Here is an 18129-nt window from a genome sequence, read left to right on the forward strand (position 1 = left end):
AATTGTCAATATTTGATTTCAACCTTTTTGCCACTTTTCACAGCGGCAAAAATCGCATCGATAATGACCATGTCCTTCCAGCCTTCTTTGCCATCCACTGGAATGATGGGCTGCTTGCCATCGAGTATGATCGCCGCCATTTCTTCCATCTGGGTGGTCTGATGTGTGACGTGTGGCAAATCCAGCCTGCCTTTATGTGTCCAGCTTTTGATTGGGCCATATCCTGTGGAGGGCTGCATTTCCGCAAATCCACCCTCTCCGACCAAGAAAAACTTATCGAGGTAGCTCACCGCATAGGTCGATAAACAGGACGCTGTCGCGCCACTAGGGAATCCCAATTGAAACGTGATGGTTTCATCTACCCCTACCTTGAATTTGACTGGGTCAGTTTTGGTCTCTTGTGCCGTTACCCAGATCGGCTCTTCGCCAATCATATACCTCGAGCCGTTGATGGCGTAGATACCAATATCCATCATTGCTCCGCCCCCAGCCAGCTCGCGATTGAGGCGCCATTGGGTCGGGTCACCGATTTTGAATCCGCTGAGGCCCTGAAAAAACTTGATCTTCCCAAACTCACCAGCCTTTCTCAACCGGACAACTTCAAGCGTATTGGCTTCGAAGTGCATACGATAACCAATCAACAGTTTGACGCCCGCTTTTTCGCAGGCTTCGACCATTTCCTTGCCTTGTTTGGCGTTGATCGCCATCGGTTTTTCACAAATCACATGCTTGCCTGCAGCCGCAACGCGAAGACACTGAGGATGGTGGAGGCTATTGGGTGTAATGATGTAGACGGCATCAATGTCGGGGTTATCCTTTATGGCATCGAAGTTTTCGTAGTTGTAGCAGTTTTTGGCAGGAATGTTATATTTCTTCTGCCAATCAGTGATTTTGGAGGGCGTCCCGCTAATGACACCTGTAATCTTGGCCCGCTTACAGGACTGCATCGCTTCCGCAACCCGATTGGCGTAGCTACCAAGACCCATCAAGGCAACCCGAAGTACAGGTCCATCGGGTACGGTATGTTCTTTTTCGCGACCAAAAGCGGGCTGATACTGAAGGGCAAATGGAATCACTCCTGCGCCAATCGTGAGTTTTTGCAGAAATTCACGCCTCGATTTCATTTCATTATTTTTTTCCGACATACAACAAAGATTAATTGGTAGGACACAAATCATATTGCCTGCTTTTCAAACAGACAGCAATACCACAATTTAGCGGTTTTATCCAAAGGATCGAAACCCTGTATTTCAAATCCCAAATAACAATATGCGATCGGTAGCACGTGTTTCAATTTGAATCCGAAAACCAAAAAAATCCCCCTTTACTTTCTCTTTACCACTTGATTTCCTCAATCCCTTTGGACTTCAAATAGGAGTTTGCCTTTGAAAAATGCCCACAGCCCAAAAAACCCCTGTGGGCAGACAGCGGACTCGGGTGCGGCGCAAGCAGTTTGAGGTGTTTTTCATCGGAAATAAAAGCACCTTTTTTTTGGGCATAGGATCCCCAGAGCATAAAAACAATATTTTCACGTTCCAGAGCCAACCTATGGATTACGGAATCTGTGAACTCCTCCCATCCTTTTTGTTGGTGAGACCCCGCCTGATGGGCACGGACTGTAAGGGTAGCATTCAACAGCAAAACACCCTGATCCGCCCAAGGGGTCAAGTCGCCGTTGGAAGGCATCGGCTTTCCAATATCTCTATTTATCTCTTTGAAAATATTGAGCAAACTCGGAGGAAAAGGGACCCCTTCCCGGACGGAAAATGATAGTCCATGCGCTTGACCTGGTCCATGGTACGGGTCTTGGCCTAGGATGACAACTTTGACCTGGTCGACGGGACAATGCCAAAAAGCATTGAAGATTTCAGGACCTTTCGGGAACACGGTTTGATTTTGGTACTCCTGTTTTACAAAATTCACCAATTGCTTGAAATAGGGCTTGCTAAACTCCTCATTTAAAAGACCTTTCCAACTGTTCTCTATCTTGACATCCATTTTTAGACTATTTACGAAGATTGTTTGGAAATACGCGTGATATTTAGAATTTTTGGAACCCCAACCCCACCCCACATGGTCACAGCGATCACAGAAGGCATCAAAGTCACCGTCGAAGCCACCTATCAAGCTGAGTTTTCCAGCCCTCAGCAGCACCATTATGTTTTTACTTACAAAGTAAATATAAAGAACAACAGTACCCATACTGTGCAATTGTTACAAAGGAAATGGGAGATTTTTGACGCGGGTGATGCAACCAAGATTGTTGCAGGTGAAGGCGTGGTAGGACAACAGCCGATTTTGGAGCCCGGTCAAAGCCACGAATATGTGTCAGGATGTAATTTAAGGTCTGGTCTAGGGAAAATGCGAGGGGCCTACTATATGGAAAAGCTTATAGATGGGAAACCATTTGAAGTTAAAATTCCTGAATTCCAGTTGATCGCCGACATTTTTGCCAATTAGTTTGAAACAACGTTACTTCCCAGCTTGGTCTTATTTTAAGTTTTGGCTGCTTCAGGAAGACCAATTCTCCATCCAATCACCTTTTGTTTTCGAAATATACAATGGCCTGATCGGCTATATTCAAGAAAACAAAGACCAGTTCAACGATATCCTAAAAATACGCGACGACCTGTTGAGAGACACTGAAGTTTTGACGGTGGAGGATTTTGGCGCTGGGTCAAAGCATGTCACCGGAAAGCTTCGGAAAGTCAAAGATGTAACCAAATACAGCACAAGCTCGCCGAAGTTCTCTATGTTGTACCAGTTTTTTTGCCTACAGACACCCGCTCAGGTTGTTTTGGAGCTTGGGACATGTGTTGGAATCAACACCAGATTCCTGGCCGAGGTGACCAAGGGAAAGCTGTTTACTTTTGAAGGTTCCCCGGAATTGTTGAACAAAGCGCAAGAGGTAGCCTCCCCTGCCAATACCGAATATATTTTAGGGGAAATCAGCCAGACACTCCCCGAGGTTTTGGACTCAGTCCATCATGTGGATTTTGCATTAATCGACGCAACCCATACTTACGAGGCCACGATTCAATATTTTGAAGCTATAGTCAAGAAATCAGGTGCCAAAAGCATCATTGCCATTGCGGACATCCACTGGTCACGGGAAATGGAAAACGCCTGGCGAAAAATCAAACACCATCCCCGGGTCAGCGTGAGCATTGATTTCTATGAGTGTGGAATTGTTTTCCTGAATCCCAAGTTGCCGAAGGCCGGTTATGTGCTGAAGTTTTAAGATTTATAGGAATCAAAAATTATAGTTAAACAAATCATTTCACTGAAATTCAACTTTTTATCCGATTTACATTCTATTCCGTAAGATCGTAAATACTTCCGCACCCATTCGTGGAGCTATCGAATTGTAGCAGGACTCAAGCTTCAGGATTTCGAAATGGGGAGAAAAAAGGTCCAGATACTCTTCCCTGCTTCCGCCAAACGGAGGACCCTGCTTTTCAAATACCTTGTCGAACATGACGCCAACGAGTTTTCCATTTGAAGTCAATAGGGACTTCATTTTCTCCACATACGCAGGTCGCAGGCTTGGGTCCAACGCACAAAAGAAGGTTTGTTCCAAAATCAGGTCATACTTCCCCTCATGGTAGAAAAAATCCGCCAAATGAATCTGTTTCATTGGAAAAAAAGAATAGCGGTTTTGAAAGGTTTTGATAGGAACTGGTGAAAAATCCAAAATATGCGTATTGAAAAAGCCATTCCGATAGGCATAAACAGCCTCGTAGGCGTTTCCTGCGCCGGGAATGAGGATTTTTACTTCCTTATTTTCAATTTGGTCTAGATATTGCTTAATCGGCAATGTTGCTTCACCTACATCCCAACCTGTTTCAGATTTGAGGTATCTTTCAGACCAAAATTCGGCATTTAGTTTACTCATCATAATTTCTTAAATTTAAAGCAAATCTACTTTCTTACTTACTATGGAGAACAATCCACAATCTACAGCAAAAAGTGGCAATGGAAAGAATATTCTCATCATTGTCCTTTTGATCCTGGTCGTGCTCAGCGGAATTAAGTTGTACACGGACCATTTGGACAAGACCAGAAAATCCGAGGAAATCCTCATCCTTTCGGAGGAGAACACTGAACTCAACAGGCGCATCGATTCGATGACCTACCAGCTCGACCTCAGAATCCAAGAAATCAATAAGCTTGGCGGTGACGTCGCTGCCTTGGAAGAAATCAAAAACCAGTTGATCCAAGAAAGAAACCTCGATAGAAAACGCTCTGCAGACGAAATTGCCTCCCTCAACAAGCGCATCGCAAGCTATGCCAAGACAATTGAGGAAAAGGACCAAGAAATCATCCGTCTTCGGGAAATCAACGAGCAGCTATATTCCGAAAATACGGACTTGAAGTCTACTCAAGCCCAAATGCAGGAGGAAGTTGCCGAACTCAATGTCAAAAGAAACGAGCTTCAGGAGAAAGTCAATATTGCTTCCAAGTTGCGGGCGGAAAATATCCAAGTGGCCGCTGTCAATGCAAGAGGTAAAGAACGCGAGGACGGATTCAAAAACAGGCAGATCGAAAAACTCAAAGTAAGCTTCAACCTCGCCGACAACAAAGTCGCCACACCCGGTCCCAGGGATATATATGTACAGGTGATGGCCCCCAACAACCAACCAATTTTTGACGTTGCAAAGGGTTCAGGCACCTTTACCATCGACGGCCGGGAGGAATTCTACACAGTACACCAAGACATCATATTTGACAACTCTAAGCAAGTATTAACCTACTTCTATGAAAAAGGGACCAAATATGCCCCAGGAGTTTACGAAGTAAGAATTTATGCCGACGGCTATCAAATCGGTGCCAAGACTTTTGAGGTGAAATAGACTTATAATTTGCGCCTTCTATTTGGATTAGAAGGCGCAAATCCCTACTTTTGCGGTCTGTTTATAAAAAACATACCAAATCAAACGATTATGTCCCAGAAAAATTATGAGACGGTATTCATCCTAACTCCCGTTTTGTCTGAAACTCAGATGAAGGATACCGTGGACAAGTTCGTAAACTTGTTAAAAGATGAGGGAGCAAACATTATCAATGTGGAAAATTGGGGGCTCAAGAAGCTTGCCTATCCAATTGAGAAAAAGACCACAGGTTTCTACGTATTGGTAGAATTTACTGCTGATCCTACTTTGATCAAAAAGTTGGAAATCGAATACCGCAGAGACGAAAAAGTAATGCGTTTCTTGACGACTGTTCTCGACAAACATGCAGTAGCATATGGAGAGAAAAGGAGAAAAGGTGAATTCAACAAAAAATCAGAAGCTAAGGAGGAGCAAGCAGCATGACACTGAAGAACGAACCAATCAACAGAAACGAAAACAGGAAGAAGTACTGCCGTTTCAAAAAGAACGGTATCAAGTACATTGATTACAAAGACCCTAACTTCCTATTGAAGTTTGTCAACGAACAAGGCAAAATTCTTCCTAGAAGACTTACCGGCAACTCTGCCAAGTTTCAAAGGAAAGTATCCAATGCCATCAAGAAGGCAAGACACCTTGCGCTCATGCCATTCGTAACCGACGGTTTGAAATAATCTGTTCAATCATCATTAAATTGTAAGACAATGGAAGTTATTCTAAAAACAGATATCAAAGGACTTGGCTACAAAAATGACTTGGTAACCGTGAAGCCCGGTTATGGTAGAAACTACCTTATCCCACAGGGTTTCGCTGTTTTGGCTACCGGCTCCAACAAGAAAGTCCTTGCTGAAAATATAAAGCAGGCTGCTCACAAAGCTGAAAAAATCAAAACCGCGGCATTGGAATTGGCTGAGAAGCTTTCCAACATCACGCTTGAAATCAAAGCCAAGATCGGTGAATCCGGCAAAATCTTTGGAAAGGTCACTACGCTTCAGATTTCCGATGCACTTGCTGCAAACGGAATCGAAATCGACCGTAAGAAAATCTCTATCAACGTGCCCGTTCAAGGTGCGGGTGAATTTGAGGCAGAGGTCGATCTTCACAGAGAGGTGAAAAGCACTGTGAAATTCTTGGTTGTAGGCGAATAATCGGACAACAAATCAATAAAGAAAAAAGGCTTCCGTTTGGAAGCCTTTTTTGTTGCTCTTAGTTTGAAGCAAACTTTTCAAGATCCTCGATCAGTTTCTTGGCAATTGCCTTGCTGTTCTCTTCTCTCTTAGCTTTGAACAATTCCAAAGCAGCTTTGCTCTTTTCGATTACACCTACAGGATTGCTGTCGTACTTGTAGCTGTTCCAGCACCAAGAAAGTTCGGCATGAAGCTTCTCATCCAAGTTCAACTTTTCCAATTTTTCCAATGTAGAAACAATCGTTTTTTCAGAAATCTTTACTGACATAATTGTATGATTTTGGTTTAAAATTTTGTTTTTCGTTTTGAAATTTGAGGCAAAACAATGGATATTTTTTCGTAATCACAAAGAAATCAGGTGATTATTAACTGAAAATTAAAATACAATCGATTTCGAAAGAAAACTTAAATTGAATTATCTTCATCCGATGCCTATTGTCAAATATCCCAATTAAAGATGGAGAGAAAACAGAGCCTTGAAGAAGAATTCGCCAACAGCATCAGCCATGGCTTTGGGATATTATTCAGCATCATTGCCATTTCGCTGCTTGTCACGCTGTCTGTGATCAACGGAAACACCCTGGATATTGTCAGTTGTAGCATTTTTGGTGGGTCTATCCTCCTACTCTATACCTTTTCGACGCTTTACCACGCGACCCAAGAGCCGAGAATCAAAGCTTGGTTGCGAACATTTGACCACATCGGCATCTATTTTCTGATTGCAGGTACCTATACACCTTTTCTGATGATGGCTGTAAAGGGTACACTTGGCTGGATATTCTTTGGAATCGTCTGGGGTCTCGCCTTGTTTGGGATTGTATTCAAGATTTTTTATACAAACAGGTTCAAAAGGGCATCTCTCATACTCTATTTGGGAATGGGTTGGATGGGGATCTTACTGGTAAAGCCGATGCTGGAAAACCTTAGCACCCAAGCACTAACGCTCGTGGCTGCGGGTGGCATCAGTTATACGCTGGGGACAATTTTCTATACCCGCCCAAACATGCGGTTTGCGCATACGATCTGGCACTTATTTGTACTCACCGGGACTATTCTCCATTTTGTGGCCATCATGGATATGATATTGGCTCAGTGATCAAAAAGAACAATTAAAAGCCTCCGATCAAAACAACCTGAATCTGATTGAAGCACTGTTTGACGTAGGCTGCCAAGCCATCTCTGCTGTATTTTCGCAAATCTTCATTTTTTATCAATTGAGATTTAGGGCCTTAGCAGCAGTATTCGAAAAACTTGAATTCCATACTTGCATAAAAAAGATAGTAACCCTACATTTGTGCCACCTTTCAAACAAGGCAAGGTACTGACCGATGGTGTAACGGCAGCACAAGAGATTTTGGTTCTCTTTGTCTAGGTTCGAATCCTAGTCGGTCAACAAAAAGCAAGCAGCCCACAAAGCTGCTTTTTTTGTTTACCAGTATTCATAACGGCTTTTATCACTAAAAAATACCTTAATTTACGGAATCAATTGACCCGGCACATGTCTGAATTTGAAGAAATAAGGCCTTATTACGATACAGAAGTGGATCAGGCAATAAAGGAAATAATTCACCATCCGATGCTCAAGGCGATGATGAATTACACGTTTCCTGACAAGCCGGATGAATATTGGATGGACTTGATGGTACACTGCCATTCGATTCGGGATTTTCAGATCAATTTCATTTACCCCGGCATCAAGAAGGTCCTCGAAATCAGTTCAAGTGGACTGTCGACTTCTGGATTTGAAAAGCTGGAGAAAAACACTGCCTATCTTTTCATTTCTAATCATAGGGACATCATTCTGGATACTTCCTTGCTCAATGCAGCCCTGTATGAACATGGCCTGAAAATGACTACCTCCGCAATCGGGGACAATTTGGTGAGAAAACCCTTTCTCCGCCATCTTTCGCGCCTGACCCGTAATTTCACGATCAAGCGGGGACTGCCTGCCAGGGAATTGTTGGAAAGTTCCAAGACTGTTTCCGCCTATATCAGGTACTCCCTCTTGCGTGAAAACCGGTCCGTTTGGATTGCACAAAGGGAAGGTCGAACAAAAGACGGAAACGATGTCACCCACAAGGGTGTATTGAAGATGATATCAATGGCAGGGGATTCTGGTGAACATTTTTTGGATTATTTCAAAAGACTCAACGTCGTGCCCGTCAGCATTTCTTATGAATACGATCCCACAGATGTGCTGAAAATGCCTGAACTGCTTGCCAAAGCAAGGCAGGAAACCTATGTCAAAGGAGAAAATGAAGATTTCCACACGTTGCTCAACGGGATTATGGGGCAAAAAGGCAACATCCACATCCATATTGGGGATCCGCTGAATCCGGCAATCACGAAAATTGGGGAAACGCACTCGGGCTCCGTCAAACAAATGCAGGCTTTGGCAGATCTCATCGACCGACAAATCATCCTTGGATACGAGCTTTGGCCTACGAAATATATTGCAGCCGATTTGCTAACAGGTAAGGAAACCCATGGGCATTACTACTCTCTCGAACAAAAAGAGAAATTTATGCGCAGGTTTGAAAAAATCGTGGATCAAAAAAATCCATTGGCAAAGGAAAGCTTCCTAGCTATGTACGCAAATCCGGTGTTTAACAAAGAGCGGATTTTGAAGGAAATAAACACCCAGCAGTAAAGATTAGGACCCTGGTTAATCAGATGAAAAATACGGCAATTCAACTAGGTCCTCGATTTTTTTTAAAAAAATAGCCTTGGCTGGCTTCCCTGAAATTCTCGATTGAGTCAAAATTTTAATAGGGTATTTCCACCAAGACGGTTGTGCCTTCTAGGGGTTGGGAGGTGATGGAAAAACTCCCACCCAAACTCTTGACCATTTCTCGGACCAATGCCAAGCCAAAGGCAAAACCCCTCTCCCCTTTGGTGCCGTGGTGAGAAGCCGCGTTTCCTTTGCGCACCTGCTCGAGTTTTTGACGTGTCATTCCTACGCCAGAATCAACAATCTTGATGACGAGTTTCTTGCTGCTTCCATCTATCTGAAGATGAAGCACGATATCGATTTGTCCAAACGATGGTGTAAACTTGATTGCATTGGAAACCAAGTCGCCGACGATTTGCAGTAGTTTGTACTTGGGAAATGAATCGCCATTGGTATCGTCGAGTGCATTTATTCTAATTTCAATATCCTTGGCAAGGGCCTGAATTTGGCACATCGCGAGGACTTTCTCCTTCAATACTTGGGTCGTAAATGTCTCGCCGCCCAAGGCAAAAGCGGAGGCGGAACTGCAATTTCCCGCTTCAAGAATTTCTTCTGCGAGTTCCAACACCGAAGTCCCGGTCTGTTGGATAAGCGTTAGATACTCCAGGATGCGATCGCGTTCGACTTGTCCCCATTGCTCGAGAAGCATATCCGCCGCAGAAACGATACCGCCGATCGGACTTCTTACGTCATGGGCAGTTTTTCGAAATACGCTCTCCATGTTTTGGCGGAATTGCTCCAAAAGTCCGTGCATCTTCAACGCCTCCATCTTAAGGACGACTTCGTTTGCTACAAGACGGAGAAGCTCAACCTTTTCGTCGCTTAAAGTCTTGATGTTCTTATCCATCACACACAACGAACCGACATTGACGCCCTCTTTGTCCCGAAGTGGAATTCCCCAATAGTACTTCAAGAACGGATCCCCCAACACGTAAAATCTTTCCCGAAATAGCACGTCGCTACTCATGTCTTTGACCTCGTATGGCGCATCTCCGAGAATGGTGTATTGACAAATGGAATCCTGTTTAGGAATTTGAATCGCAGGAAAACCGTAGGTTCCGACACTCCATTGTGTATGCAGATCGATGATGTTTACAAGAGAAATTTCCGTATCGGCAATTTTCGCGGCAATTTTCGCGAGGTTACTGAATTGGGGCTCCAAACTCGGATAGTCAAGGTCGTAGCCACTCAAATGCAGCAACCTTTCAAATTCCTCGCGCTGTTCTTTTTGTGTTGCTTCCATCCGAGAATGATTCCAATTGCAAAGCCCAATTTACAAATCTTGAACGAAGGTCGAAAGTCGATTTAGGAAATATCCTTCCATTGGCTTCCGTCTCATAGAACTTGGGGGAAATGAAACGGTCCAATGAATCCTTTGCTGAAGTCTGTCTCCCCAAAGGATCCTGGAAATCATAGTCTCACCGCTTCAGGCGGTCCCAATGCATAAGCGCATTCCAAACCATTGGCGCTTCGTGCTGATTGAGAAAACGGTGCAGGGGATCAAAGGTGAATGCCAACACCGAACCATTCCCGACGGGAACATGGAATACTGACCCATGCCCGATGATTTCCTGCTCGTTGCGGACCATACCTGCGACAACATATGGCTGGGACTTTTCCTCCTTCTTGGCTTCCTCTTTTTTCTTTGCAGGTTCGGGCATGCCCATGATCTTGCCATCATAAGGAATTTCGTCCTTCAGGGGCTTATCTCCGTACTGCACCAGCATCAAGTCGCGATTGTATTTGTCTGCCTGCAGCAGTGGTCCATTTCCTCGGAAAAGATCAAAATGCTCGGGGAAGCCAAACAATACCGGATGATCCGATTTCCGCGCCTTCGCCCGGACGATTGATCCCGGATGAAACAATGTTGGGGTCGCGACTGGCGTCAATTCAGGTATCAGACCTGCTTCTGCCAAGATCGTAGAGCTGTTTTCGAGGGTAATCAAAAGTCCACCTTCTTCGACAAACTTCCGCAAATTATCTATACCAATAAATCCGGGGCCACCGGTCATATCAGGCGTGCTGTCCGGAAAGCCATGGGATGGAAACTGGTCAGTTTTGGTATAAGGCATTGGGCCAAACTTCTTATCGACTCCGTGAATGAAGCGCTTGGCATTACCATTGACACGGGGGATCAAAATGACATCAAACTTGCCTCTGAGGTTTCCTGCCTTTAGATCGTCCTTGTCGATCGAAGTATAGGGAATTTTTCTGGTGTCAAAAGTGAACCGCGACCAGCCCTCATCCTGTGTGTTGAACCAAGTGTGGTAGATTGCAACTCTCGGAAGCTTCACAGGCTGTAATTCTGAGGCTTGGAAGTTGTGGTTGCTGGATTCAAAATCCAAACCGAACTCCTTTGCGACCGCGCCTACTTGGTCTGCATTTGTTTTTCTCAACACCAATGTTCCACCTGTCAATGTATCCTGTCCCGCAAAAGTCTGACTCGGCAATACCCAAATCTCCGCATTCTTGTTGCTAGCCTTCAAGGCAAAAAGCGCAGAAAGGACACTGTTTTGGGCATTGTATTTCAACACCCATTGGTTTCCTTGTCCAAGGGTTTTGCCTTGGTAAACGGGCGCGTTTTGGAGCAACCTCAGGCTGTTGACATCCAAATCCAAACTATCCTTTGAAGCCACTTCGACGCCATATAGGTTAGGCAAGGTCCATGCAATGGCATCATAAGGGGGAAACTTCGCATCCTTGGGATAACTTTGTGGTGTCAATAATGAAACCGCCAAGTTCCGGTAAGGCTGCTCGGTCAGCACCACAAACTGATTTTCATTTTCATGCACCTCAATTCCCTGCGCCATAAGCTGGCCTGCGAGGTAAGCCGCCATCGCTGGGTCGCGTTGTTGCTTGGCAATGGTGAAGGCTTTGGGACCTTCTGCCCTGCCCTTCTCCAGGCTGTTGAATCCCTTCTTGTAAAAATTGCGCAGCAGCATGGCGCCGTTGTTGGCAGCATAGGAAAGAGATGCTATTACCCCGGTTTGGGTATAATTGATGTTGTTTCTAAAAGACCAGTTCACCAAGGGCGTGGCGGGGTCCGGCCTGTACCACTCCTTGGATGAAGCCAAGTCCCCGGCAAATCGGGCATTTGAATAGTCGCGGAGGTAGGTGTCCGCACCAGCGTTGCCATAGGTTTCGTAAAAGCGTCCGTTTGAATTGTGGTTATTGGCGACCCAAATGCCGTAGCCTGGCCACCAACCATCGTAGAAGGCCCAAGTGAACGCTCCCGGCAAACCCTGTGCAGCTACTTCGGCAATATCGTGGTTGGCCATGATCTGCCATTCGCTTTGGGTGATCGGGTCCACAAAATGATTGTAAGGTCCGGTTCCAGTGGAGATATACAGCAAGGGGACCGACTCATGCAAGTCCAACATAACAGTCGGATGGAACTCAAAAAAGCCCTTGAAAATCGACTTGGTGATTTCCTGCGAAATCTGAAGCCCATCGCGATTATTATCATGGAAGACATACTTGGCCCAGTAGGGTGCTGACCTTGGGAAGCCATCATCAAAAATCGGCCTTCCTTTGGTATACCGGTAATACCAATCCACCTGCCTATCCCAACCGTCAGGTTCCATGACCGGGTTGATGACGGTGATGACATTTTCGCGGATTTGCTTGATCTCAGGTGCGTTGGACACCGCCAATCTATAGGCCAATTCCATCAGCATTTCGGGTGAACCCATTTCCGTGGCATGCATCCCGCCCGACACGTAGTAGATCGGCTTGGCATCTGCCAATATCGCATCGGCTTGTTCAGGACTTGTCTTTCGGGGATCCGCTAAGCGCGCAGTTTGGGCCTTATAGTGGTCCAGTTTTTCAATGCTATTCGGATCAGCGATCACGACCAGAAAAAATCGCCTCCCCTCTTCAGACTGACCCATTTGTTGGATATGGACAGAGGGCGAGGTCTCGGCTAATTTCTTGTAGTAGCCATAAATCTGCTCGGTGCGGTGCAGCTGGCCTTCGGCACCGATGATATGGCCAAAATGCTTCAGCGGGGATGGTACGGTTGGATGGTCGGGCAGATCCAATACCAACTTTGGCAAAAACCTGGTATCTGTCGTAAACTCCTTGATTTTCTGGTTATAGGCTTGGTCGATTTGCTGGGAAAGGACATTCCCGCTCCAAATGATGGCAAAGCTGATAGCCACCAGTTTATTGACTCGCATGTGTGATTGGTGTTTGGTAGACTTGATCAAAATACACAATTTATTGGAAATTGTATCGGGCCATTGGTGTAATAGGGCCTTTTCTGTTTTATCCCGCATTGCAACCTATTTGCCCATCAGCGATAGGTAATTCCAAGCAATACTTCAAACACATCATACCTTTGATTGGTAAATGAGATGTTCTGAAGAGTGACATCCCTAAAACTCCCAAAACCCCAATTGGCGGTAAGCGATAGCCCGAGGTTTTTACCCAAAGGATATTCATATCCAAGACCAATTTTCCCTCCGGTCCCCTGGGCGTTTTGGGCATCCGGATTCAGGTTGACATACTTTGAACTTCCTCCTTGGAAATTCAAGAACAATGGCCGTTCCCGCAGCGGAAATACTTGAACCTGTCCATAAATATTGGAAATGCTGATACCCTCTTCCTCGAAATAGAAAAAGAAGAACTGATTGTAGGGTTCGATCAACCATCCGTTGAGGTTGATACCTGCCCTCAGCCACCGGAAAGGCCGATATCCACCATATATACCCAATGCAAAGCGCGCCGTTCGCCCTTCATTCAACTGGTTCCTGGAAAGTTCCAGTCCTCCCGCCCCCAGTTCTATGCCTGCGTAAAACTTCCGAAAAGGCTGCTCTTCTTGTGAGAATGTTGGTTGGTTCCCCAAGAAGGTTACCAGGGAGATAACCAAAATGATCCATGTAGACATGGCTGTGACGTTTTTTCTGTGGTGACAAAATTTAACGATACAGCCCTTTAGTACAAATGACATTGGTCATGGAAAGGCGTACAAAAAAAGTAGGCTTTGTTTCCAGTTAAAATGGAAAAACCCGGAACAAAATCGCTTATCCAGAAATCCAATCACCCTTTCAACCACCGATCAAACCACTCGAAAGCCTCTTGCTGCATGGCAAGGTCAAACTTGTGTGGACCGGGATGGAAGGAGCACTTGTAGCGATCGGCCGCATCGGCTTTTTTAAAAATATCGGACAGAATCCTGTCAGTCTTTTTCATTTCCTCGAGGGTAAAAAGGTTGTCTTCGATATCGTTGAGCACCATAGTAGGTTTCGGCGCCCGCAAAGCGAATATTTCGGGAAAATCGAGCTCCCGCGGCAGCAGCGGAATATAAGTCATCCAGGTGTGGGTATGGGACTTGTTGAGCAGGAAATCCGCCCAAGTCGTCATAAATCCCACGGAGATCGCACAGGAAATCCTCGGGTCCAACCCGCCCAACATCACCGTCCGCAAGCCACCTCCAGAAAGACCAGCACAGCCAATCCTTCCAGTATCCACGTCTGCCCTATCGGCCAAGATATCCAATGCAACTTGGTCTTCTGCCAGATAAACTGCCGGCCAAGAGATGCCCGCACTGAACAAGGACCGCGCCATGATATGCTCGTGGTCGGATGCCCAGGCATTGTAAGCATCGATGTTCTTTCTATTCGACATATCGAAATCAACGATGCCGCGTCTCCTCTCTTCCGGTACGTCTTCGAGCATCACGCGTCGGCTTCCAAATGCAAAAGCGTCATTGACCATCACCACGTATCCCAGTTTTGCCAGCTCGTTGGCCCAAGCTTTTCCCTCATAATAGGTTTGGTGATGCTCCTGCACATAGTCTGGAATGTCGTTGCCCAATTTGGCGATTTTGTCGAGTCCCAGAAACTTGTTCCCGCCGTGGCAATGCAAACCAAGCACCGCGGGAAGCTTTCCTTTGGCATTCTCAGGTTTAAGAATCAAAGCACGAGTGGGATTTCCATAGGGTAATTGGTAGCTGATTTCCTCGCAAAGCAGGCCTTCAAACACAACGGATCTTAATACATTGACCTTTGGCTTTGTATCCAAACCGAGATACCCCATTCGCTCCTTTACCAAGCTTACCCCGGCATTTTTCCAAGCCTCCAAATCGGTATAAGTATCCCGTCGAAAGGATATTTTTGGCAACTCATCCAAAAACAGGCTCTTGGCCCAAGGCCCGTACAGGCCGAGTTGGTTCTTCTGAAAAGGTTCTTGCATGTCGTTGGGGAATTCAAGGTGATTGGCGTGCGCCAGCAGCATGCCGAAGTCTCCGCCAAACATACCCAGTCCCGCAAGTCCGGAGTACTTGATGAAATCTCTTCGGTTGGCCGCCATGGTAAGCGTTAATTTACTGATTTTCCGCGAGGATATTCCGAAAGGCGTTGATTAATGCTTCCACGTCCTCCTCGGTATTGAACAGGTGCAATGAAATGCGGATTCCCTCTCCCCTGACTGAGACATAGATCTGTTCTTCCTTCAGGGAAAGCAGCAGTTTTTCGCGATTGATTCCCTGTGGCAGCATCACTCCAAAAAGGTGCTTTGCCCGGAAATCATCCTCCTCGACCCAAAAACCGTTTTCCCGGAAAAAGCGAATCATTGGTCGGGCGAGGGTTTCGCCGTAATCTTGGATGTTCTGAACTCCCCAAGCAAGTATCTGCACAATGGCTGCATTCAGCATCGGTACCAGGATGAAATTGCTGAATTCGCCCACATTATACCGGCCCGCGCCTGGGCTATAGCTATCTACGTACTTTGTCAAATTGGCAAAATCCTGCGCATTGCTGCGGGTCATCCAAGATTCTTCCAATGGCTCGCCGTTATTGAATACTTCGGAATAATATGCCAATCCGATCGAATAAGGCCCCATCAGCCATTTGTAACCAGCACAAACTAAGGCATCGATCCGGCATTCCTGCACATCAATCGGCAGGGCACCCACGGATTGGGTGCCATCCACGATGAACAGGGCACCATTTTCCCTGCACTTTTGCCCAATCGCTTTCAAATCGTACATCGTCCCGTCTGCCCAATGGATGGAAGACATTACCACGACCGCGGTATCGGGATCGATGGCATCCAAAATGCCTTGGTTCCAATCTTTGCCGCGGGATACGGTTACGCTTGGAGGCTTCACCGTAACGAGGTGTTTGCCATTTTCCCTGCACCATTTTTCGATGGAATAATAGCCGCTCGGAAATTCGTCAGCCACGACAAGGGCTTTGATGCCATTATCAATTGGAAGATTCCGAATTGCAGTTGAAAGTCCATAGGAGGCGGACGGGATGATCGCAACCTGTTGGGTTGGGCAATTCACCAACTTTCCGAAATTTTCCCTCAGCTTGTCCGCACCCGTAAAAAAATCATTTGGGGTAATCTGGATAGGGTTCCTTTTCAGCTGCATCGCGTGTATACCTGCCTCTTCCACAGATCTGAGCAGTGGCGACATATAGGCGCAATTGAGATAGTGGACGCCTTCGGGAATCTGGAACAGGGATTTCTGGTTGGTCATGGAAAGCGGGAGCTAAATCTTGGGAATAAGGAAACTTTGATTTTCTGGTCAAAAGCCAAACAAATTTGGAAGCCATAACGAAAGTGCAGGCCAAAGACTGACGACTATCAAGCCGATCACCATGGCGATGAAAAACGGAACCATGGCTTTGAATACGTTCGCAATGCTTGTTTGTGCCACTTGCACCCCGAGAAACAAGACGGAACCTACCGGCGGCGTACACAAGCCGATGCACAGGTTCAAGATCATGATGATGCCAAAATGAACGGGATCCACACCCAAGTCCATCACTACGGGCAAAAAAATCGGCGTGAAGATCAAGACCGCAGGCGTCATGTCCATAAAGGTTCCGACGAGCAACAATATCAAATTGATGATGATTAGGATCACGACGACATTGTTGCTCACGGAAAGCAAATACTCCGAAATGGACTGTGGGATGTCTTCCGCGGACATGACCCAGGACATACTCATCGAAGTCGCCACCAAAAGCATCACTACCGCGGTGGTTTCGGAGGACTTGAGCAGGATGGCTGGAAGGTCTTTCCAAGCTAGCTCCCGGTAAAGCAGCGATAGGAAAAGCGTGTACAGCACCGCTATCGCGGATGCCTCAGTGGCCGTAAAGACTCCACCGACAATTCCGCCAATCACAATCACCAACAACATCAAGGATGGAAACGCCCTCCAAAATTTCGAGGTAAATTCAGAAAAAGACGTTGCGTCCCCATTTGGCAGTTTTTCCTTTTTGATGAAAATCGCTGCCGTCACCATCAATACCGAGCCAAGGAAAATCCCCGGAAGATACCCTGCCAAAAACAAGGCAGCAATCGAAACCCCTCCCGATGCCAGCGAGTAAACGATCAAAATATTGGATGGAGGGATAATCAAACCGGTCGTTGAAGAGGTGATGTTGACTGCGACGCCAAGTGGCTTTGGATAACCTTCTGCGTCCATCCGCTTTCCAAGAATCCCTCCAATGGCAGATACCGCCGCTGCCGCCGAACCCGCAATCGCCCCAAATAGCATGGCTGCGATGATATTCACGTACAGCAACCCGCCGGGAAGCCGACCTGTCATGGCTTTTGCCAAATCAATCAGGCGGTTGGCGATACCGCCCCGGTTCATAATTTCCCCAGCCAACACGAAAAAGGGAATCGCCAAAAGCGCGAAGCTGTCCTGACTGGTCGCCATTCTTTGGGCGATGGTAGTTGCAGAAGGCATCATCGGAACCGTGACGAGTAGCGTCAGGAAGCTGGAAATTCCCAAACTCCAAGCCACGGGAACGCCCATGGCCAAAAGCGTCAAGAACGACAATAACAATATGAGAATGCCGATATATTCCATCAGGTTGTGAGGTTTTTCCGTTGATCAAGAATCAAGGGAATTTGGTAAAACATAACAATAAGTCCGCTGACCGGAATAATACCGTAGATATAGGCCAAAGGAATCTGCAGCGTGGCGGATTTTTGCTCAAGAATATATGTAATGTACACCAAGTTGGAACCGCCCAAGACCATGGCAATCAGCGCAAACAGCAAGATCAGCGCATGAACAAAAATCATCAGTTTCGCCCTTGCCTGACCTTCCAGTTTATTCGGCAAAATGTCGATGGCGATGTGTTCGTTTTTTCCTGCGACATAGGCAGCTCCCAAGGTTCCTAGCCAAACCAACATGTAGCGCGCCAGCTCATCCGTAAACGAACTCGGATTCTGGAAAATGTACCGGGAAATCACCTGCCAGGAAACGTTGACAACCATCGCTCCCATCAGCACGATCAGCAGCCAAGAGACCAGTTTGTCAAGGACGTTTTTGAGGTTTTGCATTTTGGGCTATTTG

19 protein-coding genes and 1 tRNA gene are annotated in these 18129 nt (G+C 46.2%); 9 read left to right on the forward strand and 11 right to left on the reverse strand.

Annotation, left to right across the window (positions count from 1 at the left end; all coding sequences use genetic code 11):
• Window positions 1-5 precede the first annotated feature (5 nt).
• Both C943_RS06815 and ung read right to left on the reverse strand, forming a co-directional pair.
• Entirely contained in the window at window positions 6-1124 is a 1119-nt protein-coding gene (locus tag C943_RS06815; protein ID WP_008625779.1) for a Gfo/Idh/MocA family protein, read from the reverse strand.
• A gap of 211 nt (window positions 1125-1335) precedes the next feature.
• Window positions 1336-1998 carry a uracil-DNA glycosylase gene (gene ung, locus C943_RS06820; RefSeq protein WP_008625789.1) on the reverse strand — a complete coding sequence of 221 codons (663 nt, stop codon included), beginning with the start codon at window positions 1996-1998 and terminating at the stop codon, window positions 1336-1338.
• Window positions 1999-2073: 75 nt separating this feature from the next.
• Between ung and apaG the strand changes: the two genes are divergently transcribed.
• Window positions 2074-2460, forward strand: a complete 387-nt coding sequence (gene apaG / locus C943_RS06825) for a Co2+/Mg2+ efflux protein ApaG (protein ID WP_008625790.1) — start codon at window positions 2074-2076, stop codon at window positions 2458-2460.
• Between the two features lies 1 nt (window position 2461).
• The gene (locus C943_RS06830) at window positions 2462-3241 is read left to right on the forward strand and encodes an O-methyltransferase (protein ID WP_008625791.1); all 780 of its coding nucleotides are present in this window, start codon (window positions 2462-2464) and stop codon (window positions 3239-3241) included.
• Window positions 3242-3307: 66 nt separating this feature from the next.
• Here C943_RS06830 and C943_RS06835 read toward each other — a convergent pair whose 3' ends face one another.
• Complete coding sequence (locus C943_RS06835; RefSeq protein WP_008625792.1) at window positions 3308-3895, reverse strand: class I SAM-dependent methyltransferase; 588 nt, start codon at window positions 3893-3895, stop codon at window positions 3308-3310.
• A gap of 43 nt (window positions 3896-3938) precedes the next feature.
• On the opposite strand from C943_RS06835, the gene C943_RS06840 reads away from it, so the two are divergent.
• The 4 genes from C943_RS06840 to rplI all read left to right on the forward strand — a co-directional run bounded on the left by C943_RS06840 (window position 3939) and on the right by rplI (window position 6037).
• Window positions 3939-4853 (forward strand): hypothetical protein, encoded by a 915-nt coding sequence (locus tag C943_RS06840; protein WP_008625793.1) that lies wholly within the window; start codon window positions 3939-3941, stop codon window positions 4851-4853.
• A gap of 90 nt (window positions 4854-4943) precedes the next feature.
• The gene (gene rpsF, locus C943_RS06845) at window positions 4944-5315 is read left to right on the forward strand and encodes a 30S ribosomal protein S6 (RefSeq protein WP_008625794.1); all 372 of its coding nucleotides are present in this window, start codon (window positions 4944-4946) and stop codon (window positions 5313-5315) included.
• Window positions 5312-5563 (forward strand): 30S ribosomal protein S18, encoded by a 252-nt coding sequence (gene rpsR, locus C943_RS06850; protein ID WP_008625795.1) that lies wholly within the window; start codon window positions 5312-5314, stop codon window positions 5561-5563. The genes rpsF and rpsR overlap by 4 nt, the downstream gene beginning before the upstream one ends.
• Before the next feature lie 30 nt (window positions 5564-5593).
• Window positions 5594-6037, forward strand: a complete 444-nt coding sequence (rplI, locus tag C943_RS06855; protein ID WP_008625797.1) for a 50S ribosomal protein L9 — start codon at window positions 5594-5596, stop codon at window positions 6035-6037.
• A gap of 58 nt (window positions 6038-6095) precedes the next feature.
• Here the strand turns inward: rplI and C943_RS06860 are convergent, their stop codons facing one another.
• Window positions 6096-6344, reverse strand: coding sequence for a hypothetical protein (locus C943_RS06860; RefSeq protein WP_008625800.1), 249 nt, complete (start codon window positions 6342-6344; stop codon window positions 6096-6098).
• 189 nt (window positions 6345-6533) lie between these two features.
• On the opposite strand from C943_RS06860, the gene trhA reads away from it, so the two are divergent.
• The 3 genes from trhA (at window position 6534) to C943_RS06875 (ending at window position 8726) form a co-directional block, all read left to right on the forward strand.
• Window positions 6534-7172, forward strand: a complete 639-nt coding sequence (trhA, locus tag C943_RS06865; protein ID WP_008625802.1) for a PAQR family membrane homeostasis protein TrhA — start codon at window positions 6534-6536, stop codon at window positions 7170-7172.
• A gap of 226 nt (window positions 7173-7398) precedes the next feature.
• Window positions 7399-7469 (forward strand) — tRNA-Gln (locus tag C943_RS06870).
• Between the two features lie 105 nt (window positions 7470-7574).
• Complete coding sequence (locus C943_RS06875; RefSeq protein ID WP_008625804.1) at window positions 7575-8726, forward strand: lysophospholipid acyltransferase family protein; 1152 nt, start codon at window positions 7575-7577, stop codon at window positions 8724-8726.
• 115 nt (window positions 8727-8841) lie between these two features.
• Here the strand turns inward: C943_RS06875 and C943_RS06880 are convergent, their stop codons facing one another.
• From C943_RS06880 to C943_RS06910, 7 genes are all read right to left on the reverse strand, one after another.
• On the reverse strand, window positions 8842-10050 hold the full coding sequence (locus C943_RS06880) for a GAF domain-containing sensor histidine kinase (protein WP_008625806.1): 1209 nt from the start codon (window positions 10048-10050) through the stop codon (window positions 8842-8844).
• Window positions 10051-10225: 175 nt separating this feature from the next.
• Complete coding sequence (locus C943_RS06885; protein WP_008625808.1) at window positions 10226-12985, reverse strand: M14 family zinc carboxypeptidase; 2760 nt, start codon at window positions 12983-12985, stop codon at window positions 10226-10228.
• 116 nt (window positions 12986-13101) lie between these two features.
• Complete coding sequence (locus C943_RS06890; RefSeq protein WP_008625813.1) at window positions 13102-13695, reverse strand: hypothetical protein; 594 nt, start codon at window positions 13693-13695, stop codon at window positions 13102-13104.
• 152 nt (window positions 13696-13847) lie between these two features.
• Window positions 13848-15119 carry an alpha/beta hydrolase family protein gene (locus tag C943_RS06895; RefSeq protein WP_008625815.1) on the reverse strand — a complete coding sequence of 424 codons (1272 nt, stop codon included), beginning with the start codon at window positions 15117-15119 and terminating at the stop codon, window positions 13848-13850.
• A gap of 13 nt (window positions 15120-15132) precedes the next feature.
• Window positions 15133-16293 carry an aminotransferase class V-fold PLP-dependent enzyme gene (locus C943_RS06900; RefSeq protein ID WP_040479441.1) on the reverse strand — a complete coding sequence of 387 codons (1161 nt, stop codon included), beginning with the start codon at window positions 16291-16293 and terminating at the stop codon, window positions 15133-15135.
• Between the two features lie 48 nt (window positions 16294-16341).
• On the reverse strand, window positions 16342-17637 hold the full coding sequence (locus tag C943_RS06905; protein ID WP_008625820.1) for a TRAP transporter large permease: 1296 nt from the start codon (window positions 17635-17637) through the stop codon (window positions 16342-16344).
• Window positions 17637-18116 (reverse strand): TRAP transporter small permease, encoded by a 480-nt coding sequence (locus C943_RS06910; RefSeq protein ID WP_008625821.1) that lies wholly within the window; start codon window positions 18114-18116, stop codon window positions 17637-17639. Before C943_RS06910 ends, C943_RS06905 begins: the two co-directional genes overlap by 1 nt.
• Window positions 18117-18129 lie beyond the last annotated feature (13 nt).

This window comes from Mariniradius saccharolyticus AK6 (assembly GCF_000330725.2).
In the GTDB taxonomy this organism is placed as follows: Bacteria; Bacteroidota; Bacteroidia; order Cytophagales; family Cyclobacteriaceae; genus Mariniradius; species Mariniradius saccharolyticus.

Excerpts from the sequence above, each read along its gene's own strand:
- C943_RS06905 (WP_008625820.1), bottom strand. The coding sequence starts at position 17,637 with ATGGAATATATCGGCATTCTCATATTGTTATTGTCGTTCTTGACGCTT.
- C943_RS06910 (WP_008625821.1), bottom strand. The coding sequence starts at position 18,116 with ATGCAAAACCTCAAAAACGTCCTTGACAAACTGGTCTCTTGGCTGCTG.
- C943_RS06875 (WP_008625804.1), top strand. The coding sequence starts at position 7,575 with ATGTCTGAATTTGAAGAAATAAGGCCTTATTACGATACAGAAGTGGAT.
- ung (WP_008625789.1), bottom strand. The coding sequence starts at position 1,998 with ATGGATGTCAAGATAGAGAACAGTTGGAAAGGTCTTTTAAATGAGGAG.
- C943_RS06895 (WP_008625815.1), bottom strand. The coding sequence starts at position 15,119 with ATGGCGGCCAACCGAAGAGATTTCATCAAGTACTCCGGACTTGCGGGA.
- C943_RS06885 (WP_008625808.1), bottom strand. The coding sequence starts at position 12,985 with ATGCGAGTCAATAAACTGGTGGCTATCAGCTTTGCCATCATTTGGAGC.
- C943_RS06815 (WP_008625779.1), bottom strand. The coding sequence starts at position 1,124 with ATGAAATCGAGGCGTGAATTTCTGCAAAAACTCACGATTGGCGCAGGA.
- C943_RS06900 (WP_040479441.1), bottom strand. The coding sequence starts at position 16,293 with ATGACCAACCAGAAATCCCTGTTCCAGATTCCCGAAGGCGTCCACTAT.
- C943_RS06890 (WP_008625813.1), bottom strand. The coding sequence starts at position 13,695 with ATGTCTACATGGATCATTTTGGTTATCTCCCTGGTAACCTTCTTGGGG.
- trhA (WP_008625802.1), top strand. The coding sequence starts at position 6,534 with ATGGAGAGAAAACAGAGCCTTGAAGAAGAATTCGCCAACAGCATCAGC.
- rpsF (WP_008625794.1), top strand. The coding sequence starts at position 4,944 with ATGTCCCAGAAAAATTATGAGACGGTATTCATCCTAACTCCCGTTTTG.
- C943_RS06880 (WP_008625806.1), bottom strand. The coding sequence starts at position 10,050 with ATGGAAGCAACACAAAAAGAACAGCGCGAGGAATTTGAAAGGTTGCTG.
- rpsR (WP_008625795.1), top strand. The coding sequence starts at position 5,312 with ATGACACTGAAGAACGAACCAATCAACAGAAACGAAAACAGGAAGAAG.
- C943_RS06835 (WP_008625792.1), bottom strand. The coding sequence starts at position 3,895 with ATGAGTAAACTAAATGCCGAATTTTGGTCTGAAAGATACCTCAAATCT.
- rplI (WP_008625797.1), top strand. The coding sequence starts at position 5,594 with ATGGAAGTTATTCTAAAAACAGATATCAAAGGACTTGGCTACAAAAAT.
- C943_RS06840 (WP_008625793.1), top strand. The coding sequence starts at position 3,939 with ATGGAGAACAATCCACAATCTACAGCAAAAAGTGGCAATGGAAAGAAT.
- apaG (WP_008625790.1), top strand. The coding sequence starts at position 2,074 with ATGGTCACAGCGATCACAGAAGGCATCAAAGTCACCGTCGAAGCCACC.
- C943_RS06860 (WP_008625800.1), bottom strand. The coding sequence starts at position 6,344 with ATGTCAGTAAAGATTTCTGAAAAAACGATTGTTTCTACATTGGAAAAA.